Here is a 24,096-nt window from a genome sequence, read left to right on the forward strand (position 1 = left end):
TCGCCGATGGTAGTGTGGGGTTTCCCCATGTGAGAGTAGGTCATCGTCAAGATTAAATTCCGAAACCCCTATCTGCGCATGCAGGTAGGGGTTTTGTTTTTGTTCGCAGGAAGCTTCGTTTCACCCCGCGTCAGGCTGTTGGACTGAGTCGGATAGACGGCAGTCCCATCCGCTACCTAAACTGTCAGCAGATTTGGGGATCGGGGGGCAGTGGATGAATCGCAATGAACTTCGCAAAGCGGATATCAACCTGATGGTGGTATTCGAAACGCTGATGCTCGAGCGCAATGTCACTCGGGTGGCGGAGAAGCTGTTTCTCGGTCAGCCGACCATCAGTTCGGCGCTCAACCGCTTGCGTGCGATGTTCAATGATCCGCTGTTCATACGGGTTGGCCACCGCATGGAGCCGACAGCGAGGGCCGAGGAGATCATCAGGCATCTCTCACCGGCGCTGGATTCCTTGTCCGTGGCCTTGAGCCTGACCCATGATTTTGACCCGGCCAGCAGTACGATGTCGTTTCGCATCGGGTTGTCCGACGATGTCGAGTTCGGCTTGTTGCCGCCATTGCTGCGAGCGTTGCGCCAGGAAGCGCCCAACGTGGTGTTCGTTGTGCAGCATGTCGATTACTGGCGGATTCCCGACTTGCTGGCGTCCGGCGATATCACGGTGGGTATCAGCCAGACCCGTGGCTTGCCGGCCAATGCCAAGCGCAAATTGCTGCGGCACATCCAGCCCAGCATTTTGCGCGCCGATGCCTCCGAAACACCGCTGACCCTTGATGAATATTGCGCGCGACCGCACGTGCTGGTGTCCCATACGGCCAACGTCAGTGGCTACGCCGACGAGTGGCTGGCGGACATCGGTCGCACACGCCAGGTGGTGCTCTCGGTCCCGCAATACAGTTCTTTGCCGGCCCTGCTTGCCGGGACGGACCTGATTGCCAGCCTGCCGGACTACACCGCCGAAGCGATGGCGGCATCGGGAGTGCTGTTCAAGGAACCCTTTCCCATCCAGACACCTACCCTGGACCTGTCCATGGTCTGGCTCAGTCATGTCGATGCCGATCCTGCCGAGCGCTGGTTGCGCTCGCGCCTGGAAGCGTTCATGAGTGAGCGTGCCGTTTTGCCACTGCCCGAATGAACAGGGCGGTCTGTGCTATATGTACGACCTCTCCACCTACTTACAGGAACTGACTCATGCCTCACCTGCACATGGAATACACCGCTAACCTGACTGATCTGAATGCCGATGTGGCATTGATGCGGTTGAACAATACCTTGGTGGGTTCCGGTCAGTTTTCTGCCGAATTCGATATCAAGAGCCGCGCGGTCAAGGTCGATACGTTCAAGGTCGGTACTGCACTGGCTGAGCGGGCATTCGTGCATGTGAAACTGGCGCTGTTGAGTGGTCGTTCCGCAGAGATCAAGAAGCAGTTGTCTGAAAGCCTGCTGGCGGTGGTGCGGGAGCTGTGTGAATGGCCGAGCGGCATTGAGGTCCAGTTGTGCGTGGAAATTCTCGACATCGATCGCGACTCCTACAGCAAGACCGCCATCAACAACTGAACTTCAGGCTGACTCTTGCTCGATGCAGGCCTGGATCACTTGCGTTCGCAACCAGGTGCTGGCGCTGTCCTGATCGACACCCTGGTTCCACTGCATGTCGAGGGTAAAGCCCGGCAAGCCTTCGGGCGCTTCACAGTGATTGAAGGTGTCTGCGCTGGCCAGCAATCGCTGGATGCGCCGGGGCAGGGTCAGGACATAGTCGGTGCCGGTAATCAGCTTCAGTGCTGCACTGTAGCTGTTGGCGCGTGCGACGATCTGGCGCTTTTGCGCCTGCTGCGCAAGCCAGCCGTCGACCATGTTGGTGGCGGACGTCCAGGGTGTCGGGAACACGTGTCGACGTTCGACATAGGTTTTCAGGCTCAAGCGTGGTTCCGCCGGCGTGGCGCGTTTATCGAAAATACACACCAGATCATCTTCGAGCAGCGTCTGCGATTTGAAATCGACGTGACTGCGATGAAAGTTCGGGCCGAAACACATCACCAGGTCGAGGCTGCCTTCGCGCAATGCTTTGGCAGGGATATCGGCTTCGAGTTTGAACACATTGACCATCACCGGAAGATCGGCGAGGTCGAAGGTTTTCAACAAGCGCGGCAGGATCAGTTGCTCGAAATATTCCGGTGCGCAAATATTGAAGGTCACGGGTTGCAGGCCCGGGTCGAACGTCGGCAGGCCGGCGTGACACAGGTTGATGCTATCCAGGATTTTCAGCACGTGAGGGTACATCGCGCTGGCCTTACCGGTGGGCTGCATGCCGCCGGTACGGGTGTTAACGAAAAGTTCGTCCTCGAAACTGGTGCGCAGTTTTTTCAGGCAGTAACTCACTGTGGACTGGCTGACGCAGAGCGTCTCGGATACGACGCTGACGCTGTTCTGCTCATACACGGCGACGAACACCATGAGGTCCTGCATGTCGAGCTTTCTAAGCGAATTACTGTTGAGCATCCATTCCATCTCGCTACGTCCCTTGTACTGACCATGTGCAAGGGTAGGTGAATCATCCTAGCGGAATGAGCGAGCAGGGAGAATGCCTTGCAGGACGTTTCGCCCAAGACCCTGTCAGCCCTGGACGATCGCCGACACGGCGCGGCGGCTGGACATCAATAGCGCGAACATGCCGAGGCCTACCAGCACCGCGCCGGCCATTTCCAGCGGCAGCGGCATCTGGCGTCCCCAAAGCCAGTGAAACAAGGTGATGAACAGCGTGCTCAGGTAGATGTAGGAAATCACCGAGGACGGTGCGATCACGCCGATGGCCCGGTGCAGCAGCCAGAACGTCGCCAGTGTGGCGAACACGGCCAGATACATCAGCCAATAGAAATCGTTGAGCGTCAGTAATGATGCCGAACGCCAACCGCCACTCAATCCACAGAACACCAGCAGAAACAGCGCACCGAACAGCATGTTCCAGAACGTCATGGGCACCGGCCCGCGTCCATTGAGGCTATCGGCTTTCAGGCGTTGACTGAGGGGGGCGTAGAGCGCCATCGCCAGGCAACCGATGCCGTACACCGTCAATGCATAGGGCGATGGCAACTCGCCGGGGCCGGTGCCTTTCATGATCAGTAACACTGCCCCGGCAGCGGCGAGCAGCATCGGCACAATCCGTTGTTTCAGATGGCCATCAGGTGTTAGCACGGCTTCGAAACCCAGGGTCATCAGCGGCACCAGCGTGAACATCGTCCCGGTGTTGACGGCCGAGGTATAGCGCAATGCTTCGAACAGCGAACCGAAGTACAGCGCCAGCAGCAGGCCGAGCAGCGCGTGGCCGAGCAACGCGCGGGCGGTCATGACGGCATCGCCTTTTAGCAGCAACAGTGGCAGAAACACCAAGGCGCAAAACAGCAGGCGCAGACCGGTCAGCAGGATAGGGTTGATGGCCTGGCTGACTTGCGCCGCTGCGGAAAACGACGCGGCGATCAACAAGGCCCAAAGCAGCATGCTGGCGTGAGCGACGGCGAAACCGGTGGTTTTCATGGCTGGCTCCGGGTCAATGGATGTGGCGGGTGTAGTGCCTTGGGTTGAAGCGCAGAACCATCAGCATCATCAGCGCCATGACCGCCGTCAGCGACCACCAGGCCCATTCAAAGCTGCCGAGGCGGTCGCGGATGATCCCCGCCAGCAGAGGCGACAGGCCTGCGATCAAGTAGCCGATGCCTTGCACAAATGCGGTCAGGCCACCGGCACGTATTGGATTGTCAAGGTGATCCAGCGATACGATCAGGCTCATCGGGAACAGGCCGCCAATGCCCAGCCCCAGCAAGCATGGCCACATCAGGCTCAAATGCCGCGGGCTCAGAATCAGTCCGCAGAAACCGGCGATGATCAGTGTCAGCAGTACCATCAGCACGACGCGGCGATCGCGGCTGCGATTGGCGATGACTGGCGTCAGCAGGCCCGACAGCACTTCCATGGCGGTCAGAAACCCGAGCAGCAATCCAGCCTGCTGTTCGCTCCAGCCCTTTTCCACGTAGTACGGCGCCAGCCAGGCCAGAACACAGGTGTAGGACGCAGTGCCCAGGCCAAAGAAAATCGCGAGTAACCACGCGCGGGAATTGGCGAAGAACGAACCTTTGCCGGATGCTTTCGAATCCAGTGTTGGCATCCCCGCGCTTTGGCTGCGCCAGAAGAGCAATGCCAGTACGGCGAGCACAGCCCAGATCGCCAGGCCCATACGCCAGCTGCCGGTACGCTCCATCACCAGCGGCGCAAAGGAGGCACCCAAGGCGGCACCGCCCATGATCGACGTGACGTAGAGCCCCATGCACAGGGCAACGTGGTCGCTGAAGCGGGATTTGATAAGCGCTGGCATCAGGGCCTGAATCAATGCGATCCCGATACCTGCCAGCACGGCGCTGAGTAGCAACTGCGCGGCTGAATCAAGGAACAACCGCGAAAGCGTGGCCACGCCGATGATCAGCAACGAGAACACCACCGCGCGCTGACCGCCGAGTCGCTGGCTGACGCGCAGGCCGACAAACATCGCCAGCCCCATGGCCATCACCGGCAACATGGTCAGCAGTGAAGCCAGGCTGAAGCTCAGCGGGATGTCGTCGCGAATCGCCGAGAGCAGAGGGCCGACAGCGGCCATTGAAGGGCGCAGGTTCAGGGCAACCAGGACAATACTGAACATCAGCCAGAGGGCTGGGCGGGAAGTGGCTCGAGTGTTTTCCATGATCGGACCTTGAACAGAAGGGTTCCGATTAGGCGCGCGAGACCTGGAGGCGGCAAATCAGAAATTCCGGCGAAGTATTTAGAAATTAAATGCAAGTCGCAGCCAAATGTTTAGCCAGACGACACCCAAGGTTCTTCAAATCCTGATTTAACGACTTAAGCCATCGTGTGAGGCTGCGGGTCATCTGTTTTCTGCGGTTCTCTCTATGGACGGTTGGCCGGTCGCAATCCACCTCAAGGCATCCATCGACGCTCGGGCGTCGAGCCTTGGTTGTCGATTCACGCCCGCCACCGCGCCAAACCTCTCTGCACTTCCTTCTGAACTGGCTTTTTGGGCGCTGTGGCATTGCCGTCATGCGCGCCCGCCGGATCCCTGCTTTTTCCGCTGATTGTTCCTACATATTCCGCTCGATGGCGGGATTAAAGTGCGGGTGCTTTTGCGTACCCGTCTGACACGGAAAAAGAGAGTTCCCATGAGTAGTGCCACGACCTCGTTTGCCACCAGGCAAGAAGCGCTGACCTTTCTGGAGCAGAACCCGGATATTGAAATGTTCGAGCTGTTCATCCTCGACAACAACGGTGTGCCACGGGGCAAGTTGCTGCATCGTGACGAATTGCTGGCGGTGTATGAAAGCGGGCGGCCATTGCCGAGCACCATCCTCGGCCTGACCATCAACGGCGATGACGTGGAAAACTCCGGGCTGGTCTGGGACGTCGGTGATATCGACTGCCGGGCCTACCCGATCAGCGGCAGCCTCACGCGCATGCCGTGGCGTCTGATACCGACCGCAGCCGTGCAGGTCAGCATGCACCCGACGGAGGGAATGCCCGCCACCATTGCCGATCCTCGTCATTTGCTGGCCAACGTCATCGAAGGTTTGCAGGCTGACGGTTATTACCCGGTCATGGCGGCGGAACTGGAGTTCTACCTGCTGGATCAGCAACGCGACAGCAATGGCCGACCGCAGCCGGCACGGGATGTCGATGGCGGGCGTCCCCACGGCACTCAGGTCTATGGTTTGCGCGAGCTTGAACAGATCGAGCCGTTCCTGGCCGATCTCTACAGTGCCTGCAAACTCCAGGGGATTCCGGCGCGCACGGCCATTTCCGAATACGCGCCGGGGCAAGTGGAAATCACCCTCGAGCACCGCTGCGACGCACTACAGGCGATGGATGAAGCGGTGCGCTACAAGCGTCTGGTCAAGGGTGTGGCGCACAAGCACGGCATGACAGCCTGCTTCATGGCCAAGCCTTTCGATGACCTGGCCGGCACCGGGATGCACATGCACGTGAGCCTGGCGGACAAGGACGGCAACAACCTCTTCGCCAGCGAAGCCCCGGATGGAACACCACTGCTCAAGCAGGCCGTCGCCGGCATGCTCAGTACCTTGCTCGATTCGCTGTTGCTGTTCTGCCCCAACGCCAACTCCTACCGTCGATTCCAGGCCAACAGCTATGCGCCCCTGGCGGCCACCTGGGGCGTGGACAACCGCACCGTGAGCCTGCGCGTACCTGGCGGGCCGGCGTATTCCCGGCACATCGAACACCGAATCTGTGGCGCAGATGCCAACCCCTATCTGGCGGCTGCGGCGATACTGGCCGGTATTCATCGCGGTATCCGCGAACAACTCGACCCTGGTGCGCCGGTGGAAGGTAACGGCTACGCCCAGGCTACGAAACTGTTGCCGACAGACTGGCTGACCACCTTGCGATCGCTGGAAGGTTCAAGCTGGGCCAGGGAAGCCTTCGGCGGCGAATTCCTCGGCGTCTACCTGGCGGTGAAACGCGCTGAATATCGTCAATTCATGGGGGAGGTCGGTGAGCAGGACTGGCGCTGGTACTTGCATCAGGCCTGAGTCGGATCTGAATCAGGGCTGAACCATTCTCAAATGGTCTGAAAGTGTCTGGCAGGATAAATAAGCCAACTAATTGTTGGCTTCTTTTTCACAAAAAATTGATGGTTGGCTACCTAAAATTAGAGCTGTCTCGGTAAATGAAATTTTCACATTTGCCGAAGACACCTTTTTTCAGGACCCGCCGAAACTCATGTTGAAGATTAAAGCCGTGCGCCCCGAATGGGTGACATTGATTGCCAGCGCATTTTTGTTAGTTGGCTTCAATTTTGTACTCTGGCAACACCTGTTCGAAATCACCGCGTCCGATGGCAAGGGCATCGTCATGCGCGTGGCCTTTGGGGTGATGATTTTCGCGGCCTTCAACATTGTGCTGACCCTGCTGGCCTTCCGGCCGGTGCTCAAGCCGGTCCTGACCCTGCTGTTCATGACCAGTGCGGGCGTGGCGTATTTCATGAGCCAGTATGGTGTTCTGATCGACACCGGCATGTTGCGTAACTTCGCTGAAACCAATGCCACGGAAGTGCGTGACTTACTGTCGCTCAAGTTGTTTGTTTATATTTTACTGCTCGGCGTTTTACCGTCCTGGCTGTTGTGGAAGACCCCGATTAATTATCGTCGTTGGCACCGTGAACTACTCAGTAAAGTTCTGGTGACTTTTGCCTCGGCAGCGATCATTGGTGGTGTTGCACTGGTTAACTATCAAGGCCTGTCTTCGCTGTTTCGCAATCACCACGAGTTGCGCATGATGGTGGTGCCAAGCAACTACATTGGTGCCACATCCGGTTTTTTGCGCGAGAAAGTAGCGACTGCGCGGCAACCCTTTGTCAGGATCGGTGAAGACGCCCGGCGTAATCCGGCCTGGCAAACTCACGGACGCAAATCCCTGACGGTGCTTGTCGTGGGTGAAAGTGCCCGGGCGGAGAACTTCGGCATCCTTGGCTATAGCCGCGACACCACTCCGAAACTGAGTAAGGAAGATGGCCTGATCGCTTTCACCGATGTGCATTCCTGCGGTACTGAAACCGCCGTATCGGTGCCTTGCATGTTCTCCAACATGGGGCGCAAGGACTACAACGCCAGCATGGCCAAGAACGAAGAAGGCCTGCTGGACGTGCTCAAGCATGCGGGTATGGATGTGATTTGGCGTGATAACCAGTCAGGCTGCAAAGGTACCTGCGATCGCGTCACCGTTGAAGACGTCAGCAATCTGAAGGACCCGGTGCTGTGCGCCAACAGCGAATGCCGTGACGAAATTCTGTTGCAGGGGCTGCAGCATTTCATCGATACCCTGGACAAGGACACGGTACTGGTATTGCACCAGATGGGCAGTCACGGTCCGGAGTATTTCAAGCGTTATCCGAAAGAGTTCGAGCGCTTCACCCCGGTTTGCGAAAGTAACGCCCTGAACAATTGCAGTCGCGAAAGTATCGTCAATGGCTACGACAACACACTGGTCTATACCGACCATGTGCTGTCGACTCTGATCGATCTGCTGCGCAGCAACCAGGACAAAGTGGATACCGCGATGCTGTATCTGTCTGACCACGGCGAGTCTCTGGGTGAATACAACTTGTTCCTCCACGGCACGCCTTACATGCTGGCACCGGAGCAGCAAAAGCATGTAGCCATGTTTGCCTGGTTCTCCGACAGCTTTAAAAAGTCCTTTGCGGTAGATACCCACTGCCTGCAACAGGGCCGTGAAAAGCCCCTGAGCCAGGACAACCTGTTCCATTCGATGCTTGGGCTTCTGGAGGTCAACAGCAAGGTCTACAACCAGGATCTGGACATGTTTGCCGGATGTCGTGGTCCAGTGACCGACGGCGTGTTGGCCAAGGAATGAGTGCTCCGATTCTGTTTCACGTGGCGGCCGCCGACCTGCGGCCTGTAGAACCTTTACCAAGAGCCATTGCACATGTCCGCTCAACCTCCATCCGCCATCGAGCTTGAGATCGCCCGGCGCTACGACCAGGAGCACGCGCGCGTCTGCCTTCAGCCGCAAGCGCCGAGCCTGGCCGGGCGCCTGGCGCTCTGGCGTGAGGAGGGGCTGGTGCGCAATGCGCTCAAGGTCGCTGGCGAACCTGGTCTGATCCTTGATGTGGCCTGTGGTGTGGGACGCTTTTGGCCAGTGCTGGCCGAGCACGCGAATCGGGTGATCCTCGCGACGGATCCGTCCCAGGACATCCTCGATCATGCCCGGATACATCATTCGCAGAGCCTGTTGAAGCGGGTCAAGACCTTTCAAAGCTCTGCGTTCTCGATCGGCTTGTCGGAGAACGCGGTTGACTGCATTTTCTGCATGCAACTGTTCCAGCACCTTCATAACCCGGAACATCGTCTGGCGATGCTGGGCGAGTTTTACCGGGTCAGTCGCGATACGGTGATAGTCGCGGTAAGCCTCGATGGCCTTTTCAAGGGGGCGCATTCAGGTGTGGAGGGCGTTCGGGCCCGGCCGTTGCCGAGCAAGACCGAATTGGAAAGCGAGTTCAGGCAGGCGGGGTTTCGTTTGCTCAGCCATCAGGACTTTTTCCCCGGTTGCGCGCGGATGCGAATCTACGTGCTGGGCAAGACCAGCTAGCCCGACTTTGTCGGACTATTCTGTATGTCACGCAGTAAATTTCGCTAACGCTCTTGTTCAGTGGATGCGCGGAAATCGCCGGGGGCGATATATACTGCGCGCCATTCTTCAAGGGAGAGCCGTGTGGCCATCGATATTCACTGGATTCGCGACAACGATAGCCTCGGACGGTTGTGCGCCGAGTGGCAACAGTTGCCATTCGTTGCCCTCGATACCGAATTCATGCGGGTCGACACCTTCTACCCGATCGCCGGCCTGCTGCAGATCGGTGATGGTGTTCGCGCCTGTCTGATCGACCCGCTGACCATCGACAACTGGCAGCCATTGGCCACGTTGCTGGAAAACCCGGCGGTGCTCAAGGTTGTCCACGCGTGCAGCGAAGACCTCGAAGTCCTGCTGCGCCTGACTGGCAGCCTGCCGGCGCCGCTGTTCGATACGCAACTGGCTGCCGCTTACCTGAACCTTGGTTTTTCCATGGGCTATTCGCGACTGGTGCAGGAAGTACTCGGCATCGACCTGCCCAAGGGGGAAACCCGTTCCGACTGGCTGCAACGTCCGCTTTCCGAAACCCAGATCAGCTATGCGGCCGAAGACGCCGTGCATTTGGCTGAAGTCTTCGTAAAGCTGCGTCCAAAGCTGTCTGACGACAAATACGCCTGGGTCCTGGAAGATGGCGCCGAACTGGTGGCCAACCTGCGCCGCGAGATCGATCCGTACGAGGTCTATCGCGATGCCAAGCTGGCCTGGAAGCTGTCCCGCGCCCAACTTGCCGTTTTGCGTGAGCTCTGCGCCTGGCGCGAAAAGGAAGCCCGGGCCCGTGACTTGCCGCGCAACCGGATTATCCGCGAACATTCGTTGTGGCCGCTGGCGCGTACGCAACCGGATAACCTCGGCGCCCTGGCGAAAATCGAAGACATGCACCCGCGTACCGTGCGTCAGGACGGCGAGTTTCTGCTTGATCTGATCAAGCGCTCTGGCAGTGTGTCGCCTGATCAGTGGCCGCCAGCCGTGCCGGAGCCGTTGCCGGTGGATGCCGCTGCGCTGCTCAAACAAATGAAGGCCATAGGCCAGGCCGAAGCCGAGCGCCTGAACATCGCGCCGGAACTGATGCTGCGCAAGAAAACCCTGGAAGCGCTGCTCAAGAGCGGCTTCCCCAATGGTCCCTACCAATTGCCTGATTCGCTGCGTGGCTGGCGCCGCGAGTTGATGGGCCAGGCGCTGCTCGACAGCCTGGCCACCGCCGGAGAACAGCCTTGAAACGTATTTGTTCCATCTACCGCAGCTCGAAGAGAAACGAAATGTACCTGTATGTGCTCAAGAGCGATGCTCTGGAGCGCGTGCCGGATCCCCTGATGGCAGCCTTCGGCAAGGCCATCCACGCGTTCGATCTGGTGCTGACCCCCGAGCGCAAACTGTCGCGCGAGGACATCGCGGTCGTGCTGGAAAACCTTGAAAAACAGGGCTATCACCTGCAAATGCCACCTGCCGAAGACGAGTACATCGAGCACTTGCCGGAAGAGTTGTTGCGTCGCAACGATCCGGTGTGAGCGGCAGACAGGCTCTGTTCAGAGTGGTTATGAAACATTGATTGATTTTAGCGATGGCGGCATCGACGGAGCACTGCTCCGTCGGCGGCCGTCTGCACCGTTTTTGAAAGGTTTGAAGCATGCGCGTCCTGATTGCTGAACACGACCACCCGGTGTACGCCCAATTGTTGCGCGAGGCGGCACCGGATCTGGAGGTGCTGACCAGCGGTGATTCCGCCGAACTGGCCAGCCAGGCCGCGGATTGCCCGGTGTGGCTCGGCCAGCCTGATTTGCTGGCGACACTGTTACGCCAGGGCCATCAACCGCAATGGCTGCAATCGACCTGGGCCGGTATCACGCCGCTGCTGGCCGATGGCTTGCCGCGGCACTATCGACTGACCCGTGCGGTCGGAATCTTCGGCCAGGTCATGGCCGAGTACGTGCTCACGTACATGCTCGGTCACGAACGTGAAGTGCTGGCGCGACTGGTCAGCCAGGTCGAGCGCAAGTGGGACAGTCGCCATGGCCAGAGCCTGGCGGGGCGCAAGGTGTTGATCGTCGGCACAGGTGATATCGGTCAAAGTGTCGCGCAGTTCCTCCTACCGTTCGGCGTCGAGTTGTATGGCGTGGCCAGCAGCGCGCGGGAGCAGGCACCGTTTATCGAAGTCGGTTCACTGGCGGATCTGCCGCGGCTGGTCGGTGAAGTCGACTACGTGGTCAATCTGCTGCCGAACACCGTGGAAACCCACGATATCTACGACGCGGCGCTGTTCAGGCAATTCAAGCCGACCGGGTTGTTCATCAACGCCGGGCGCGGTGTGGCGGTGGTCGATGCGGATCTGGTGGATGCCTTGAAGGAAGGGCATCTGGCGGGCGCGGTGATCGATGTGTGCCGTCAGGAACCCTTGCCCCAGCGTCATCCGTTCTGGACGGCCTGGGGTCTGCTGCTGACGGGCCACAGCTCGGCACCGACTTCGCCTTCGATGATGGTGAAGCTGTTTGTCGAGAACCTGCGGGCGTATCAGGCGGGAGAGGCGTTACGCGGGGAAGTGGATTTCGATCGCGGGTACTGAAATCACCCTCAAAAACTGTGGGAGCGAGCTTGCTCGCGATGAGGCCGGCATATTCAACATCAATGTTGACTGTCCTGCCGCTATCGCGAGCAAGCTCGCTCCCACAGGGATTTTCAGTATGGCTTAGAGGGTGAAGTCACCCTCAGCCGCCAGCTCGCTCAACGGACGACGCGGGCTTGGTTCTTCACGGGCTTGCAGGTAATCCGCCAGGCTCGCTTTGTCCCCCAGCTTGCCCACGGCAACGGCGGCGTGCAGGTCGTAGCCTTCAGGAATGTTCAGCTCCTTGCGGGTCAGTTCCTGGTCGAAACCGGCCATGCCGTGGGTGTGCCAGCCGCTCAGGCTCGCTTGCAAGGCCAGGTGGCCCCAGGCGGAACCGGTGTCGAAGGTGTGCCACAGGGCCGGGGTTTCTTCGCTGGCGCCAGGCGCGGTGAAGGTGGTTTTCGAAATCACGATCACCAGGGCCGAGGCGTGTTGCGCCCAACTGCGGTTGAATTCGTTCAGCAGGCCCAGGTAACGCTCCCAGTTCGGCGTGTCGCGACGTGCGTAAAGAAAGCGCCAGGGTTGCGAGTTGTAGGCCGAGGGTGCCCAGCGGGCGGCTTCGAAGAAGCTCAACAGGGTTTGCTCTGGAATCGTTTCGCCAGTGAAGGCGCGGGGCGACCAGCGATCGGTGAACTGAGGGTGAATGGCGTAATCGGCAACGCGTGGGTTGGCACTCATCTAGAGATTCCTGGCTACGTTTGAAAGTGGGAGCAATGCAAAACCCTACTTGTCAGCGCAATAACTGACAAGCCCGTTCTACCGACAGTCGCCAATGCTTGGCCCGCGGGGCTACGGGCACTAGACTGGCGGCCTTTTCACCACCTGATGTCGATACTCGAACCATGGCCGCCAAAGTAGAACCGTTCTGGATACGCAAGACCCTCGATCAACTCGATCAGGAGGAATGGGAGTCGCTGTGCGACGGCTGTGGATTGTGCTGCCTGCAAAAGCTTGAAGACGAAGACGACAACAGCGTCTATTACACGCGCATCGCCTGCAAACTGCTGGACCTGAAAACCTGCCAGTGCAAAGACTATCCCAACCGTCGTGACTCCGTACCGGACTGTATCCAGCTCACGCCGGGCAAGGCCGACGAATTCAAATGGCTGCCGCCGACCTGCGGCTATCGCCTGGTCAGCGAAGGCAAGGACCTGCCGTTGTGGCATCACCTGGTGTGCGGTGATCGCGATGCCGTTCATCACGAGGGGATCTCGCAGTCCGGGCGCATGCTCGCCGAAGGCAGCGTGCCGGAAGATGATTGGGAAGATCACCTGATTTTCCGCGCGGGCTGATGGCCTGAGGTTCAACATTTCACGAAGGAGTGTGTATGGCTGTGGGATGGCGGCAGGCATGTGTCGTGGGATTACTGGCCGTGAATGCGCCCTCATGGGCTGCGAACAAGGTAAACCTGGATTATCACGTGCGCCTGTTGCCCCAGAGCGATCAGGCCGAAGTGCGCCTGACGCTCGCCCAGGGCTCGGCGGTACGCAGCCTGGATTTCAACCTCGGCGACGGCAGCCGCTACAGTGATTTCAAGGCTGACGGCCAATGGCAACTGACCCTCGGCAAAGCGGCGCGCGGTGTCTGGCATCCGACCGCCGACAAGGCCAGCCTGACCTACCGCGTGAACATCAGCCACGGGCGCAAGAGCGGCAGCGTCGACACGCGCATGACGCCAAACTGGGCGTTGATGCGCGGCGACGATCTGGTGCCGGCTGCCAGACTCGATCAACAGGACGGCATCGAACTGGTAGCACGCCTCGAATTCGAGCTGCCCGGTGGCTGGAAAAGCGTTGAAACCGCGTGGCCACGAATCGGCCCGAACAAATTCCGTATCGATAACCCTTCCCGACTGTTCGACCGGCCCACGGGCTGGATGCTCGCAGGCCAGCTCGGCAGCCGCCGTACTCGTCTGGGCGAGACCGAAGTCACCGTCGCTTCGCCGCTGGGGCAGGGCATGCGCCGCATGGATGTGCTGACGCTGCTGACCTTCGTCTGGCCGCAAGTGCAGGCTCTGTATCCGCGACACCCGGGCAAACTGCTGATCGTCGGGGCCAATGACCCAATGTGGCGCGGCAGCCAGTCGGCCCACGAGTCGATCTATCTCAACAGCCGTCTGCCGTTGGTCAGCGAAAGTGGCACCAGCGCCCTGGTCCGTGAGTTGGCCCAGGAGTTCGGGCGGATCAACGGCACCCGGCGCAGTGACTGGATCAGCGAAGGCTTTGCCGAGTATTACGCCATCGAGCTGGTGCGCCGGGCTGGCGGCATGAGCGATGAGCGCTTTGAGAACCTGCACGGCAAACTGGTCAAGAGCAGCCAGAAAGTCACCACGCTGCGCGGTGAGCAGGTCAGCCCGGCACAGGTGGCCAGGGCGGTGGTGTTGCTGCAGGAACTGGACCGCGAGATTCGCCTGAAAACACACAACAAGCGTTCGCTGGATGATGTATTGCGCGGGGCGATGCGGCTGGGGGATATCGATACCCAGGCGTTTGTTCAACTCAGCGAGAGCGTGATCGGTGGGTCTTCAAAAGTGCTCAGTACCGAGTTGATTCAGTAATACCGTCATTCGCGAGCAAGCCCGCTCCCACATTGGTTTTGTGTACGCCACAGATCAAATGTGGGAGCGGGCTTGCTCGCGAAGAGGCCATTAGCCTCACCGAAACTGTTGGATCAAGCCCCGGCTTTCGGCGACTTCAACGAATCATTGCCGGTAACGGTCGCCGCTTCGGCATTGGCCTTCAGCGTCTTCAGCTCTTCCCCCGCCCGCTGGATTTTCGCCCGCACGTTGTTCATGTCCTGACGGCTTTTCTCCAGCAGGCTTTTCGCCGAGCTGTGTCCGGTAATGCCACGGGCCAGGGCCACGCCGCCGATGGCCACCTGGATCAGGCCAAAGATCCCGCCACGCCGCAGGCCCTTGCCCACCATCACCACGCCGCCGGCCAGGGAGCCGACGCGTTCCCAGCCCTGCACGTTCTGTTCGGAAGGGCTCTGGAACGGGGTGGATTCGATACGCTCGACGGGTTTGAGTTCGCTCATGGTCTGTCTCCAGGCTTCAGGGGGCGATAGTCAAGCTGACTGCCTGGGCGGGCAGCTCGTTCAATCGGATGTGCGGCAATTCAGCGGAATTTTGGCCCGGAGCGGGTATTGAGCCCTTTGGACATGCGGTCGTAGAGCACGACGTTGACTGTGGCGGCCAGGTTCATGCAGCCGGTGGTCGGAATGTAGACCACGTCTTCGCACCAGTCGCGAATCTCTTTATCCAGCGATCCGTCTTCCGGGCCGAAGATGTAGAGCGCGCGATCCGGGTGGGTGTATTCCGGCAACGGGCGGGCGCCCTCGACCAGTTCCACGGCGACGGGCACACAATTGAGGGGCAGGATTTTCTTCAGGTCGTCGATGCCGATCAGCGGGATGTCGTAGTGCACGCGCTTGGTATCGGTGACGAAGTCGGCGGCGCGCTCATAGCGCTTGCCGGTGTAGAACACCGACGCCACGCCGTAACAGCCAGCGGCGCGCATCACCGAACCGACGTTCTCCGGTGATTTGGGGTTATACAAACCAATGCAGCTGTACCGTTTGTCTGCCACGAGCGGGGTGCCTTTCGGGAAAAAAGCGCGATTATACGGGGATTGGGGGAGGGCGGGCAGATTCAAGACTTGTGGTGTCTGAGCGATTGCTTTCGCGGGCAAGCCCGCTCCCACATTGGTTTTGTGTACGACGCAGATCAAATGTGGGAGCGGGCTTGCCCGCGAAGAGGCCAGTTCAGACGCTGAAGATTCTAATCTTCTTTCTTCATCAACCCAGCCAGCGCCGCAAACGGGTTGTGCGTGGCCTTGGCGATTTTCGGCGTGCTGAGGGAGCCTTCGCCGAAATACTGCTGGTCGGTATAACGCGAGTGCTCGTTATCGTGGCAGTACAGGCACAACAGCTCCCAGTTCGAGCCGTCCTGCGGGTTGTTGTCGTGGTTGTGGTCACGGTGGTGCACGGTCAGTTCGCTCAGGCGCTTGCCGGAGAACTCACGGGCGCAGCGGCCACAGACGTGCGGGTACATCTTCAGGGCCTTGTCGCGGTAGCCCATTTCCTTGTCACGCTGGTTGTCGGCGAGGATGCGATCCAGCTTCGAGGTGTTGGTCGGGGTGGACGAACTCATGGGTTCACCTTTGTAGAAAGACTAATGACGGTTATAGGGTGAAGTTTAGCCTAGCCCTTGAGCTTCTCGGCAATCCAGATGGTGTGGCGGGTGCCCTTGTTGCCGTGGGCGAAGACCTGCACTTCCTCGGCCTTGAAACCCGCTTTCTTCAGTTTGTCGGAAAAATGCCGGTCAGCGCTGGCCGACCAGACGGCCAGCACGCCTTTTGGTCTCAGGGCCTTGGCGCAGGCACTGAGGCCGCCGGCGGAGTACAGCCAGCTGTTGGCTTTCTGGGTCAGGCCTTCGGGGCCATTGTCGACGTCGAGCATGATGGCATCGAAACCCTGGGGCTCGGCCTGCAGGACTTTGGCCACGTCCTCCATGCGAATCACGGTCCGTGGGTCTTGAAGAGGGTTTCCGGCTTTCTCGCCGAGTGGCCCGCGATTCCATTCCACAACGCCAGGCACCAATTCAGCGACCACCACTTCGGCGGTCTTGCCCAGGTGCTTGAGCGCCGAAGCGAGGGTGAAGCCCATGCCCAGGCCGCCGATGAGCACCCGTGAATCCGCTCGACCGGCGACCTTGCGACACGGGATCTCGGCCAGGGCATCTTCGGAGCCGTGCATGCGTGTGTTCATCAGTTGTCCGCCATCGCCGCCCTGGATCTTGATGACAAAATCCTCGCCGTATTCGAACAGGCACAGGGCGCCGCCGTTTTCAGGGATGGGGGTGGTGTCCAGCAGAACGAAACGTTTCATGGGGCTCACTTGAAGAAAATTGGCAGAACTCGGGAGGGCAAACAGACGCAGTTGGGAGTAGCCTGTTTATGACGACAAGGCCAACGGAGCCATTGATGAAGCGCACCATTCTAACGGCCATTGCCCTGGCCGCGCTCTCGATAACTGCAGTGCAGGCTCAACAGCTGCAATCGATTCCCGTCAGCCCCGCGCCGATGCCCGGTTCGCCCGGCACCGCGACGCCCACGCCCTACCCGCAGATCAGCCCGGCACCTTTGCCTAAAGTCGGCCCCGGCAGTAGCGGTCCGCCGTTGGTGCCGATCGAAATGCCGAGCCCGCCAACCAAGGACCAGCCCGTGCCGGGGATTGAGCCCAATCCGCCGAAGGTCAAGTCGCCGGGCGGCTAGACCTGCTGGGAAAGCAGTTGGCCGTCGGCCATGCGCAGGCGTTTGGAAAGGGACACGGCGAGGGCGCGGATGATCTTGGCGGCGATTTTCGGTGCGTCGTTGAGCATCTTTTCCAGCGAGTCCTTGCCCAGGTTGAGCAACTGGCAGTTGCTCGCGGCCACGCAACTGGCCGAGCGCCGTTCGCCATCAAGCACGGCCATTTCGCCGAACGAGCGGCCGCTGCGCAGCGTGGCGATGGTAACTCGGTGCCCGTCAGCGTTGGTTTTCTGCACCGCCACCTGACCGGTGTGGATGATGCACATGAAACTGCCCGCATCGCCCTCGTGGAAGATCTCCTCGCCCTGGGCAATGGTGCTGATACTGAAGTAGCCCGAAGCCGCGGCGAAGTCCGCCGGCAGCAGTTGATTGAACAGGCCGCAATCCATCAGCCAGTCGCGAATTTCGTTGTTCAGAAAGGTTGGTTCAGACATGTCGTCACGGTCTTTTTTGTTGTGTCTGTTACGGGTTCGGGCGTCCACCATTTCTTGTAGCAGCTGGCGAAGCCTGCGCCCGGCTGCGTAGCAGACGTAAAAACATGCACCGCGGTATTGCGGTTAATCCGCGTCGTCCGGATAAACGACTGCTGCGCAGCCGGACGCAGGCTTTGCCAGCTGCTACAAGGGGAGTGTGAAGACAGGACCCGATGTGCTGGTCTTAAGACCAGCACATCGGCCCAGGTTCCTCAGGCAATACCCAGAACCTTGAACAAAAATGCATATTCGAGTGCTACGTCACGCAATCCCTGATATCGACCGCTCATCCCGCCATGCCCGGCACCCAGTTCAGTCTTGAGCAGCAGGGGATTGCTGTCGGTCTTGGTCGCACGCAATTTCGCCACCCACTTGGCCGCTTCCCAGTACTGCACGCGGCTGTCGTTGTAGCCGGCGATCACCAGAGTCGCCGGATAGGCTTGCGCGGTGACGTTTTCGTACGGGGCGTAGGCCTTGATCCGATCATGGACGTCCGGTTCTTCAGGGTTACCCCACTCGTCGTATTCCGTCACGGTCAATGGCAGGTCAGGGTCGAGCATGGTGTTGAGCACGTCGACGAACGGCACTTCGGCGATGGCGGCGCCAAACAGCTGCGGCCGTTGATTGAGCACCGCGCCGATCAGCAAGCCCCCGGCGCTGCCGCCACTGATCGCCAATTGCGGTGCAGTGGTGAAGCCTTGGGCGATCAGGTGTTCGGCGCAGGCTATAAAGTCGCTGAAGGTGTTGTGCTTGTGCTCCTGCTTGCCGGCGCGATACCAGGCTTCCCCCAGTTCGCCGCCGCCACGCACGTGGGCAATGGCAAACGCCATGCCGCGATCCAGCAGGCTCAGGCGCGCATGGGAAAACCACGGGTCGAGGCTTTCGCCGTAGGCACCATAGCCGTAGAGGTACAGCGGCACGGGTTTGCCCAGGTCTGCGCGTTTGATCACCAGGCTGATGGGCACTTGCGTGCCGTCCGGCGCGGTGGCCCACAGGCGTTGGCTGACATAGGCGTCGGCATCGAAGGGGCCGAGCACCGGGGTTTGCTTGAGGACTTTCTGCTCACCGGTCGCCAGTTCAAGTTGGCGGATTTGCGCCGGACGATTCAAGGCTTCGTAGCGCAGGCGAATCCGGTCGCTTTCGAACTCCAGGCTGTTTTGCACGTGCAGGCTGTAGGCCGCATCCGGCAGTTGCACGCGATAAGGCGCCAGGCCTTGTGGGTGAACTTCAATGACCGGCAAGCCGCCAACCCGCAGGCTCAGGGTCATGGCCCCGGTGTTCAGGCTGATGCCGTCGATCATCACCGTATCACTGTGGGGGATCAGGTTCTGCCAGTCGGCTTCGGTGGGAGCGGCGCCGTTATCGACGGCGGTGTACAAGGCGAAATTGATACCGTCACGGTTGCTGCGGATGAACCAGGTCCTTTGACCGTCGAGTACGCCGTGGTCGACGTCGTACTCATGATCCTCGACCCGTGGCGCGATGCAGGTAAAGGCTTGCTGCGGCTGGTTGGCGTCGAGGACCCAGACTTCGCTGGTGGTCTTGCTGCCCACGGACAGCAGCAATTGCTGCTCGGAGCTTGAACGGTAGCAATGCATGAAGAAGCGCCCGTCCGGCTCATGGAACACTTCTTCGGCCGCCGTGCCGTCCAGGCGATAGCGATACAGCTTGTGCGGGCGATGGGTGTCATCCAGTTCGCCAAAGAACAGCGTCAGGCTGTCGTTGGCCCAGGTCATGCTGCCGTCGCAGTCCTGGAATTCCAGTTCGCTGACACGGCCGTCGGACAATTCCTTCACGAACAGCGTGTAAATCTCATCGCCAATGGAGTCGATGCTGTAGGCCAGACGCTGATGGTCCGGGCTGATGCTGAACGCACCCAAGGAAAAGAAGCCACCGCCCGCCAGTTCGTTCGGGTCCAACAGCAACTGTTCGCGGCTTTCGTCGAGGGTCAGGCTGTCATCGGCCGGACGCGGGCAGCGGTAGTGCCGGGCGTACTCATCGCCCGCCGTGGTGCGGGTGTAATACAGATAGGGGCCCCACGGCGAGGGCAGGGACAGATCGGTCTCGAGAATCCGCCCCTTGATTTCCTCGAACAGGGTTTCACGCAGCTCGGCCTGGTCGGCGGTTTGCGCTTGCTGATAGCTGTTTTCAGCCTTCAGGTAGTCAAGCACTGCCTTGGTGTCGCGCTCTTGCAGCCAGGCATACGGGTCGGAGCCATCAGCCATGTGGGCAATCGGAGCGTCTTGAATGTTGGTGGATAGGGGCATGAAGGGCTCTCGAGCAGTGTACGAAATAGGGGCCTGGCAACCTGTGGGAGCGGGCTTGCTCGCGAAGGCGTTGGGTCAGTCAATATCATTGTTGAATGATAAGCCGCATTCGCGAGCAAGCCCGCTCCCACATGGATAGCGCTCAACAGTCAGGCATTGATGCAGCCTGATGGGCGAAAAGCCGTTATCATAAGCGCCTCTTTGCCTGCCTTGCCATGGACACCATGACCGAGAACGACTATCTGATCGCTTGGGGCCTCTACGCCTTCGCCGCTTTGGGCTGCCTGTTGGTGTGGATGCGCTTGACCCGCTGGATGTGGCGTTGGCTACGTGAGCCACTGCGGCTGGCGATGGCGGTGCTGTTGTTCAGCCCGACCATCATCGACCCGGTCAAGGATAAAGTCGCACCGGCTGTCGCCATTACCGCGCTCGACCTGCTGTTCAAGGTCGGCAACAACGCCTGGCGGGCGATTTCCGATCTGTTCATGTACGGCATGATCGCGTTCGGCCTCTATCTGGTGCTGGTGGCGATCCGCTTCCCCATCGAGCGAGCCTCCAACGCCCGCAAGGAACGTGAGGCCGTCACCAAAGCCGCCGTCCGTGCCGACGAGCCCGAGGACGATCAGCCGTTCGGCGGTGCCGGCGATGATCGTTACGGTCGTCCGCCCGTACCGAGCAGCCCTCAGCGGATGCGAGTCGAACCCCGTCTGTAACCTTGCCCCTGCGATTGAGCGAGAGTCCGAGCATGTGTGAGTTATTGGGCATGAGCGCCAATGTCCCGACCGATATCGTGTTCAGCTTCACCGGGCTGATGCAGCGCGGTGGACGCACCGGCCCGCACCGCGATGGCTGGGGCATTGCCTTCTACGAAGGCCGTGGGCTGCGGCTGTTCCAGGATCCGGCGGCAAGCTGCGAGTCGGAAGTCGCGAACCTGGTGCAGCGCTATCCGATCAAGAGCGAAGTGGTGATCGGGCACATCCGCCAGGCCAATGTTGGCAAGGTCTGCCTGTCCAACACGCATCCGTTCGTCCGTGAGCTGTGGGGACGCAACTGGTGTTTTGCCCACAACGGCCAGTTGGCGGATTTTCAGCCAACGGCCAGTTTCTATCGCCCCGTGGGTGATACCGACAGCGAAGCGGCGTTCTGCGATTTGCTCAACCGTGTGCGTGCGGCGTTCCCCGAACCGGTCGAGATCGAAGCGTTGCTGCCGGATCTGGTGGCCGCTTGTGCCGAGTACCGCAGCAAAGGTGTATTCAACTGCCTGCTCAGCGATGGCGACTGGCTGTTCTGCTATTGCTCGACCAAACTGGCGCAAATCACCCGTCGCGCACCGTTTGGCCCGGCACGCTTGAAAGATGTCGACGTGATCGTCGACTTTCAGGCCGAAACCACACCCAACGATGTGGTCACCGTCATCGCCACCGAACCCCTGACCGAAAACGAAACCTGGACCCGCTACGAACCGGGTCAATGGAGCCTGTGGCGACGCGGCGAATGCGTCAGTCAGGGCAAGACCGAATAAGGATCCGCTTTCCATGTTGCTCAGTTATCTACGGCTGGTGTTGTTTGCGGCGGGCCTGTTGATCGGTGTCCAGGTGCCGGGCTTCATCAACGATTACGCCAAGCGTGTCGAAGCCCATCTGATCGAGGCGCAAGCCGGGTTGAGCGGCTTTCAGAACACCGCCAATCAGTTCTTCAAGGGTGACATGCAGGCCCTGGTGGCCCATTACCGCGCCAGCGAGGACCCGATCTTCCGTAGCGACGCCGACAGCCTGAGCAACCTGTTGACCCGTCAACTGGCACTGGACAAGCAGTTCCAGGCGATGCAGGGGCCGTGGTACATCCGCTTCCTGCAAGTGGTGCTGGCTGCCGATCCGGACATCCGCAAGGAAACCTGGAATGGCTACAGCTACCAGATCCTGTTGACGCCCGAAGCGATGATCTGGGGCATGAGTGGCGCAATGCTGCTGTCGTTTGGCCTTGAGTGCCTGTATCGCTTGATCGACTGGGTGGTGCTGGGCGGTAAACGCCTGCGCCAGAGCCGGCCGATCGAAGAGCGGGATTTACGCGGTTTGTAACACCGTCGAACGTCAGGGAGCCGGCAAGCCGGCTCCCTGCCTGGTTACCAATCAATCGAATAGGTCATGCTCAAGGTACGGCCTTCGGCATTGGGGAATGGCGCTCTGGCGTTGGCCTGGGCGAACAGGTTGACGTACGTGCGGTTGGTCAGGTTGTACACCCCGCCTTCCAGGCGACCGACCGGCAGGTACACGGAGCCGAGCAGGTCCACCAGCGTATAGCCTTCGATGTCGCGTCCGTTGTTGTCCTTGGCGGCAGCGTCGTAGCTGGACAGGTGCATGCCTTGCAGGCGCAAGTTGTAGTCGTCTTCGGTGTAGCCGACGAACAGCGTGGTCTTGGCCGGTGAAATACGTGTCGCCGGCAGATCGATCCATTTCCCGTTCTGCTGGGTCTCGCCTTTGGCCCAGGCATAGGTGCCACCCACCGACCAGTGATCGGTCGCGAGGTAGGTCAGGCTGTTTTCGATGCCGCGAACCCGTTCCTTCTGGTTGATCAGACGCAAGACACGGTCATTGGCATCGTAGAACTGGGTCACGTCCGAGGTGTTTTCATAGACGGTGACGTCGGCCTGCCACTGGTCCCAGTTACCGCGCCAGCCCAGCTCGTAGCTGTCGACTTTGATGGCCTGGGCGTTGAGGCTCTGGATGTCGAAGGTGCTGTTCACGTCACGCAGGAAGCGCTGGATGTCCGGCAGCGAAAACCCCTGGCTGAAATTGGCGAAGACGTCCTGGTTTTCACTCAGGTGATAGACCGCGCCCAGGTTATAGAGCGTGGCGTCGTATTTGAGGGTGTCACCGGGCAGGACGGCGCGTACGCCGGTCTGGACGATTTGACCGTAAGCGATACTGTCGGAGACCTCGCTTTCGATCCATTCGCGGCGCACACCGCCACGCAAGGTCCAGTCACCGATGTCCCAGGACATCTGTCCGAACAGCGCCTTGGTGGTGGTTTCGATATCCGGGCCCATCTCGTAAGTGGTGCCAGTCTTGGTGTAGGTCAGCCCTTTGAGGGTGTATTGGTCTCCGCGCTGGCGGGAGCGTTCGTGATCGTAGTCGGCGCCCCAGACCAGGTTGCCCGTGGCGCTGCCGATGGCCGGCAGCGGCGTGTCGATGGCCGCACGCAGGCCGTACACATCCTGCACGCTGTTGTTGTCGGCGATCCCGGCCTTGCCCCGCGACAGGTCCGGGAAGAACAGCGCGTCGGCCCGGCGCCAGTAGCTTTCCAGTTGCAGGCCCTGGCCGTAGAAGTCGTTGTCGGTGTAGTTGAGGTTGGCTGCCTGGTTATGGGTGTAGGGCTGGTCGTCGAGTTTCAGTCCTTTGACCGCCACGGCCTCTTGCAGGTTTTTCGGGTTTTTTGTGTAGCCAGTGTCCTGCTGGTCCTTGTAGTCCTGCAGCGACAGGCTGAGTTTTTTGTCGGCATCCAGTTCGTAACCGAAACGACCTTGCAGGTCATAGGTTTCGGTGTCCATGTTGCTGCCCTGGGAGGTGTCCTGAGGGATGCGATTGCCGTTGCCGTCGTACTGGTCGTTGCGCTGGGTCAGGTCGGCGGACAGGTACCAGTCCAGGGCATCCTTGCGCCCGGTCGCACTCTGAAAGGCCTCGTAGGCGAAACCTTTGCTGTTGAGGTTGTTGCCGGTGGTCAGGCCCAGTTTGCTGCTGTAGGCAAGGTCCTGACCCTGGTTGCGCTTGGTGATGATGTTGATGATGCCGCCCGAAGCACCGGCACCATAAATGCTGCTGGCGCCGGAAACCACCTCGATGCGTTCGATGCTGGCCGGTGCAATGCTGTTGAGCTGGCGGAAGTTGTCACGGGTGGCGTTCTGCGACACGCCGTCGATCAACACCAGCATGTTGCGCCCGCGCAGGGTCTGGCCGAAGTTGCTCATCCCGCCGCTGGACGGCGCCAGGCCGGGAACCAGTTGCCCCAGGATGTCGGAGACCCGACGCCCGGCGCCACTCTGTTGGCTGATCTGTTGTTCGTCGATCACCTGGACCGAGCCTGGAATCGAGGCAATGGTCGCTTCGCTACGCGTCGCGGAAACGACAGTGGCCTGCATGTTCAATGTGCCGGGTTGCTGTTCGGTGTCCTCGGCCCAGGTCTGGGCGCTGACGGAGCCGAGCAGCGGAATCAGCAAGGAAAGTTTGGTTCGGGTCATGAGATGGTCT

Annotated in this window: 25 protein-coding genes; 14 read left to right on the forward strand and 11 right to left on the reverse strand. The window is 60.0% G+C overall.

Translation table 11 applies throughout. The annotated features are described in order from the left end of the window. The first annotated feature begins 214 nt into the window (after positions 1–214). Positions 215–1,141, forward strand: coding sequence for a LysR substrate-binding domain-containing protein (locus AC07W4_RS12320; RefSeq protein ID WP_495032590.1), 927 nt, complete (start codon positions 215–217; stop codon positions 1,139–1,141). A 56-nt stretch (positions 1,142–1,197) separates the two neighbouring features. Beyond that, entirely contained in the window at positions 1,198–1,563 is a 366-nt protein-coding gene (locus AC07W4_RS12325; protein WP_495032591.1) for a 5-carboxymethyl-2-hydroxymuconate Delta-isomerase, read from the forward strand. 3 nt (positions 1,564–1,566) lie between these two features. On the opposite strand, the gene AC07W4_RS12330 is transcribed toward AC07W4_RS12325, so the two are convergent. From AC07W4_RS12330 to AC07W4_RS12340, 3 genes are all read right to left on the reverse strand, one after another. Further along, a complete protein-coding gene (locus tag AC07W4_RS12330) occupies positions 1,567–2,505 on the reverse strand; it encodes a LysR family transcriptional regulator (RefSeq protein WP_495032592.1) in 939 nt (312 codons plus the stop codon). Positions 2,506–2,619: 114 nt separating this feature from the next. Beyond that, on the reverse strand, positions 2,620–3,537 hold the full coding sequence (locus AC07W4_RS12335) for a DMT family transporter (RefSeq protein WP_495032593.1): 918 nt from the start codon (positions 3,535–3,537) through the stop codon (positions 2,620–2,622). Between the two features lie 13 nt (positions 3,538–3,550). Then, positions 3,551–4,735 (reverse strand): cyanate transporter, encoded by a 1,185-nt coding sequence (locus AC07W4_RS12340; RefSeq protein WP_495032594.1) that lies wholly within the window; start codon positions 4,733–4,735, stop codon positions 3,551–3,553. A 472-nt stretch (positions 4,736–5,207) separates the two neighbouring features. Between AC07W4_RS12340 and AC07W4_RS12345 the strand changes: the two genes are divergently transcribed. The 6 genes from AC07W4_RS12345 to AC07W4_RS12370 all read left to right on the forward strand — a co-directional run bounded on the left by AC07W4_RS12345 (position 5,208) and on the right by AC07W4_RS12370 (position 11,764). After that, entirely contained in the window at positions 5,208–6,590 is a 1,383-nt protein-coding gene (locus tag AC07W4_RS12345) for a glutamine synthetase family protein (RefSeq protein ID WP_495032595.1), read from the forward strand. A 190-nt stretch (positions 6,591–6,780) separates the two neighbouring features. Continuing rightward, positions 6,781–8,430: a phosphoethanolamine transferase gene (locus tag AC07W4_RS12350; RefSeq protein WP_495032596.1), complete on the forward strand. Its 1,650-nt coding sequence runs from the start codon at positions 6,781–6,783 to the stop codon at positions 8,428–8,430. A gap of 72 nt (positions 8,431–8,502) precedes the next feature. Next, complete coding sequence (locus AC07W4_RS12355; protein WP_495032597.1) at positions 8,503–9,165, forward strand: class I SAM-dependent methyltransferase; 663 nt, start codon at positions 8,503–8,505, stop codon at positions 9,163–9,165. A 123-nt stretch (positions 9,166–9,288) separates the two neighbouring features. Then, entirely contained in the window at positions 9,289–10,422 is a 1,134-nt protein-coding gene (gene rnd / locus AC07W4_RS12360; RefSeq protein WP_008049223.1) for a ribonuclease D, read from the forward strand. Next, entirely contained in the window at positions 10,419–10,712 is a 294-nt protein-coding gene (locus tag AC07W4_RS12365) for a YcgL domain-containing protein (RefSeq protein WP_032829580.1), read from the forward strand. The genes rnd and AC07W4_RS12365 overlap by 4 nt, the downstream gene beginning before the upstream one ends. A gap of 119 nt (positions 10,713–10,831) precedes the next feature. Continuing rightward, complete coding sequence (locus tag AC07W4_RS12370; protein ID WP_495032598.1) at positions 10,832–11,764, forward strand: D-2-hydroxyacid dehydrogenase; 933 nt, start codon at positions 10,832–10,834, stop codon at positions 11,762–11,764. Positions 11,765–11,887: 123 nt separating this feature from the next. Here the strand turns inward: AC07W4_RS12370 and AC07W4_RS12375 are convergent, their stop codons facing one another. Then, the gene (locus tag AC07W4_RS12375; protein WP_495032599.1) at positions 11,888–12,481 is read right to left on the reverse strand and encodes a nitroreductase family protein; all 594 of its coding nucleotides are present in this window, start codon (positions 12,479–12,481) and stop codon (positions 11,888–11,890) included. A gap of 164 nt (positions 12,482–12,645) precedes the next feature. On the opposite strand from AC07W4_RS12375, the gene AC07W4_RS12380 reads away from it, so the two are divergent. Both AC07W4_RS12380 and AC07W4_RS12385 read left to right on the forward strand, forming a co-directional pair. Further along, positions 12,646–13,095, forward strand: coding sequence for a YcgN family cysteine cluster protein (locus tag AC07W4_RS12380; protein ID WP_008049216.1), 450 nt, complete (start codon positions 12,646–12,648; stop codon positions 13,093–13,095). A gap of 35 nt (positions 13,096–13,130) precedes the next feature. Continuing rightward, on the forward strand, positions 13,131–14,360 hold the full coding sequence (locus AC07W4_RS12385) for a hypothetical protein (protein ID WP_495032600.1): 1,230 nt from the start codon (positions 13,131–13,133) through the stop codon (positions 14,358–14,360). Between the two features lie 113 nt (positions 14,361–14,473). Here AC07W4_RS12385 and AC07W4_RS12390 read toward each other — a convergent pair whose 3' ends face one another. The 4 genes from AC07W4_RS12390 to AC07W4_RS12405 all read right to left on the reverse strand — a co-directional run bounded on the left by AC07W4_RS12390 (position 14,474) and on the right by AC07W4_RS12405 (position 16,690). Further along, a complete protein-coding gene (locus tag AC07W4_RS12390) occupies positions 14,474–14,839 on the reverse strand; it encodes a YgaP family membrane protein (protein ID WP_495032601.1) in 366 nt (121 codons plus the stop codon). A gap of 80 nt (positions 14,840–14,919) precedes the next feature. Continuing rightward, positions 14,920–15,390 (reverse strand): RNA methyltransferase, encoded by a 471-nt coding sequence (locus AC07W4_RS12395; RefSeq protein WP_007993783.1) that lies wholly within the window; start codon positions 15,388–15,390, stop codon positions 14,920–14,922. Between the two features lie 191 nt (positions 15,391–15,581). Then, complete coding sequence (locus tag AC07W4_RS12400) at positions 15,582–15,953, reverse strand: YajD family HNH nuclease (protein ID WP_007944009.1); 372 nt, start codon at positions 15,951–15,953, stop codon at positions 15,582–15,584. 50 nt (positions 15,954–16,003) lie between these two features. Next, the gene (locus tag AC07W4_RS12405) at positions 16,004–16,690 is read right to left on the reverse strand and encodes a spermidine synthase (protein WP_008049204.1); all 687 of its coding nucleotides are present in this window, start codon (positions 16,688–16,690) and stop codon (positions 16,004–16,006) included. Positions 16,691–16,785: 95 nt separating this feature from the next. Between AC07W4_RS12405 and AC07W4_RS12410 the strand changes: the two genes are divergently transcribed. After that, complete coding sequence (locus tag AC07W4_RS12410) at positions 16,786–17,076, forward strand: hypothetical protein (RefSeq protein WP_495032602.1); 291 nt, start codon at positions 16,786–16,788, stop codon at positions 17,074–17,076. On the opposite strand, the gene AC07W4_RS12415 is transcribed toward AC07W4_RS12410, so the two are convergent. Then, positions 17,073–17,546, reverse strand: coding sequence for a cyclic nucleotide-binding domain-containing protein (locus AC07W4_RS12415; RefSeq protein WP_495032603.1), 474 nt, complete (start codon positions 17,544–17,546; stop codon positions 17,073–17,075). The two genes, AC07W4_RS12410 and AC07W4_RS12415, sit on opposite strands and share 4 nt — an antisense overlap. A gap of 251 nt (positions 17,547–17,797) precedes the next feature. Then, positions 17,798–19,852 (reverse strand): S9 family peptidase, encoded by a 2,055-nt coding sequence (locus tag AC07W4_RS12420; RefSeq protein ID WP_495032604.1) that lies wholly within the window; start codon positions 19,850–19,852, stop codon positions 17,798–17,800. Between the two features lie 215 nt (positions 19,853–20,067). Between AC07W4_RS12420 and AC07W4_RS12425 the strand changes: the two genes are divergently transcribed. From AC07W4_RS12425 to AC07W4_RS12435, 3 genes are read left to right on the forward strand one after another with little or no spacing between them, the layout of a single operon-like run. Further along, complete coding sequence (locus AC07W4_RS12425) at positions 20,068–20,565, forward strand: MFS transporter (protein WP_495032605.1); 498 nt, start codon at positions 20,068–20,070, stop codon at positions 20,563–20,565. Positions 20,566–20,597: 32 nt separating this feature from the next. Beyond that, positions 20,598–21,374, forward strand: coding sequence for a class II glutamine amidotransferase (locus tag AC07W4_RS12430; RefSeq protein WP_157712205.1), 777 nt, complete (start codon positions 20,598–20,600; stop codon positions 21,372–21,374). 13 nt (positions 21,375–21,387) lie between these two features. After that, the gene (locus tag AC07W4_RS12435) at positions 21,388–21,930 is read left to right on the forward strand and encodes a DUF2937 family protein (protein WP_429487659.1); all 543 of its coding nucleotides are present in this window, start codon (positions 21,388–21,390) and stop codon (positions 21,928–21,930) included. Between the two features lie 44 nt (positions 21,931–21,974). Here AC07W4_RS12435 and AC07W4_RS12440 read toward each other — a convergent pair whose 3' ends face one another. Next, positions 21,975–24,086 (reverse strand): TonB-dependent receptor, encoded by a 2,112-nt coding sequence (locus tag AC07W4_RS12440; protein ID WP_495032606.1) that lies wholly within the window; start codon positions 24,084–24,086, stop codon positions 21,975–21,977. Between the last annotated feature and the right edge of the window lie 10 nt (positions 24,087–24,096).

The sequence above is a fragment of the Pseudomonas sp. GW821-FHT02A08 genome, from assembly GCF_059422045.1.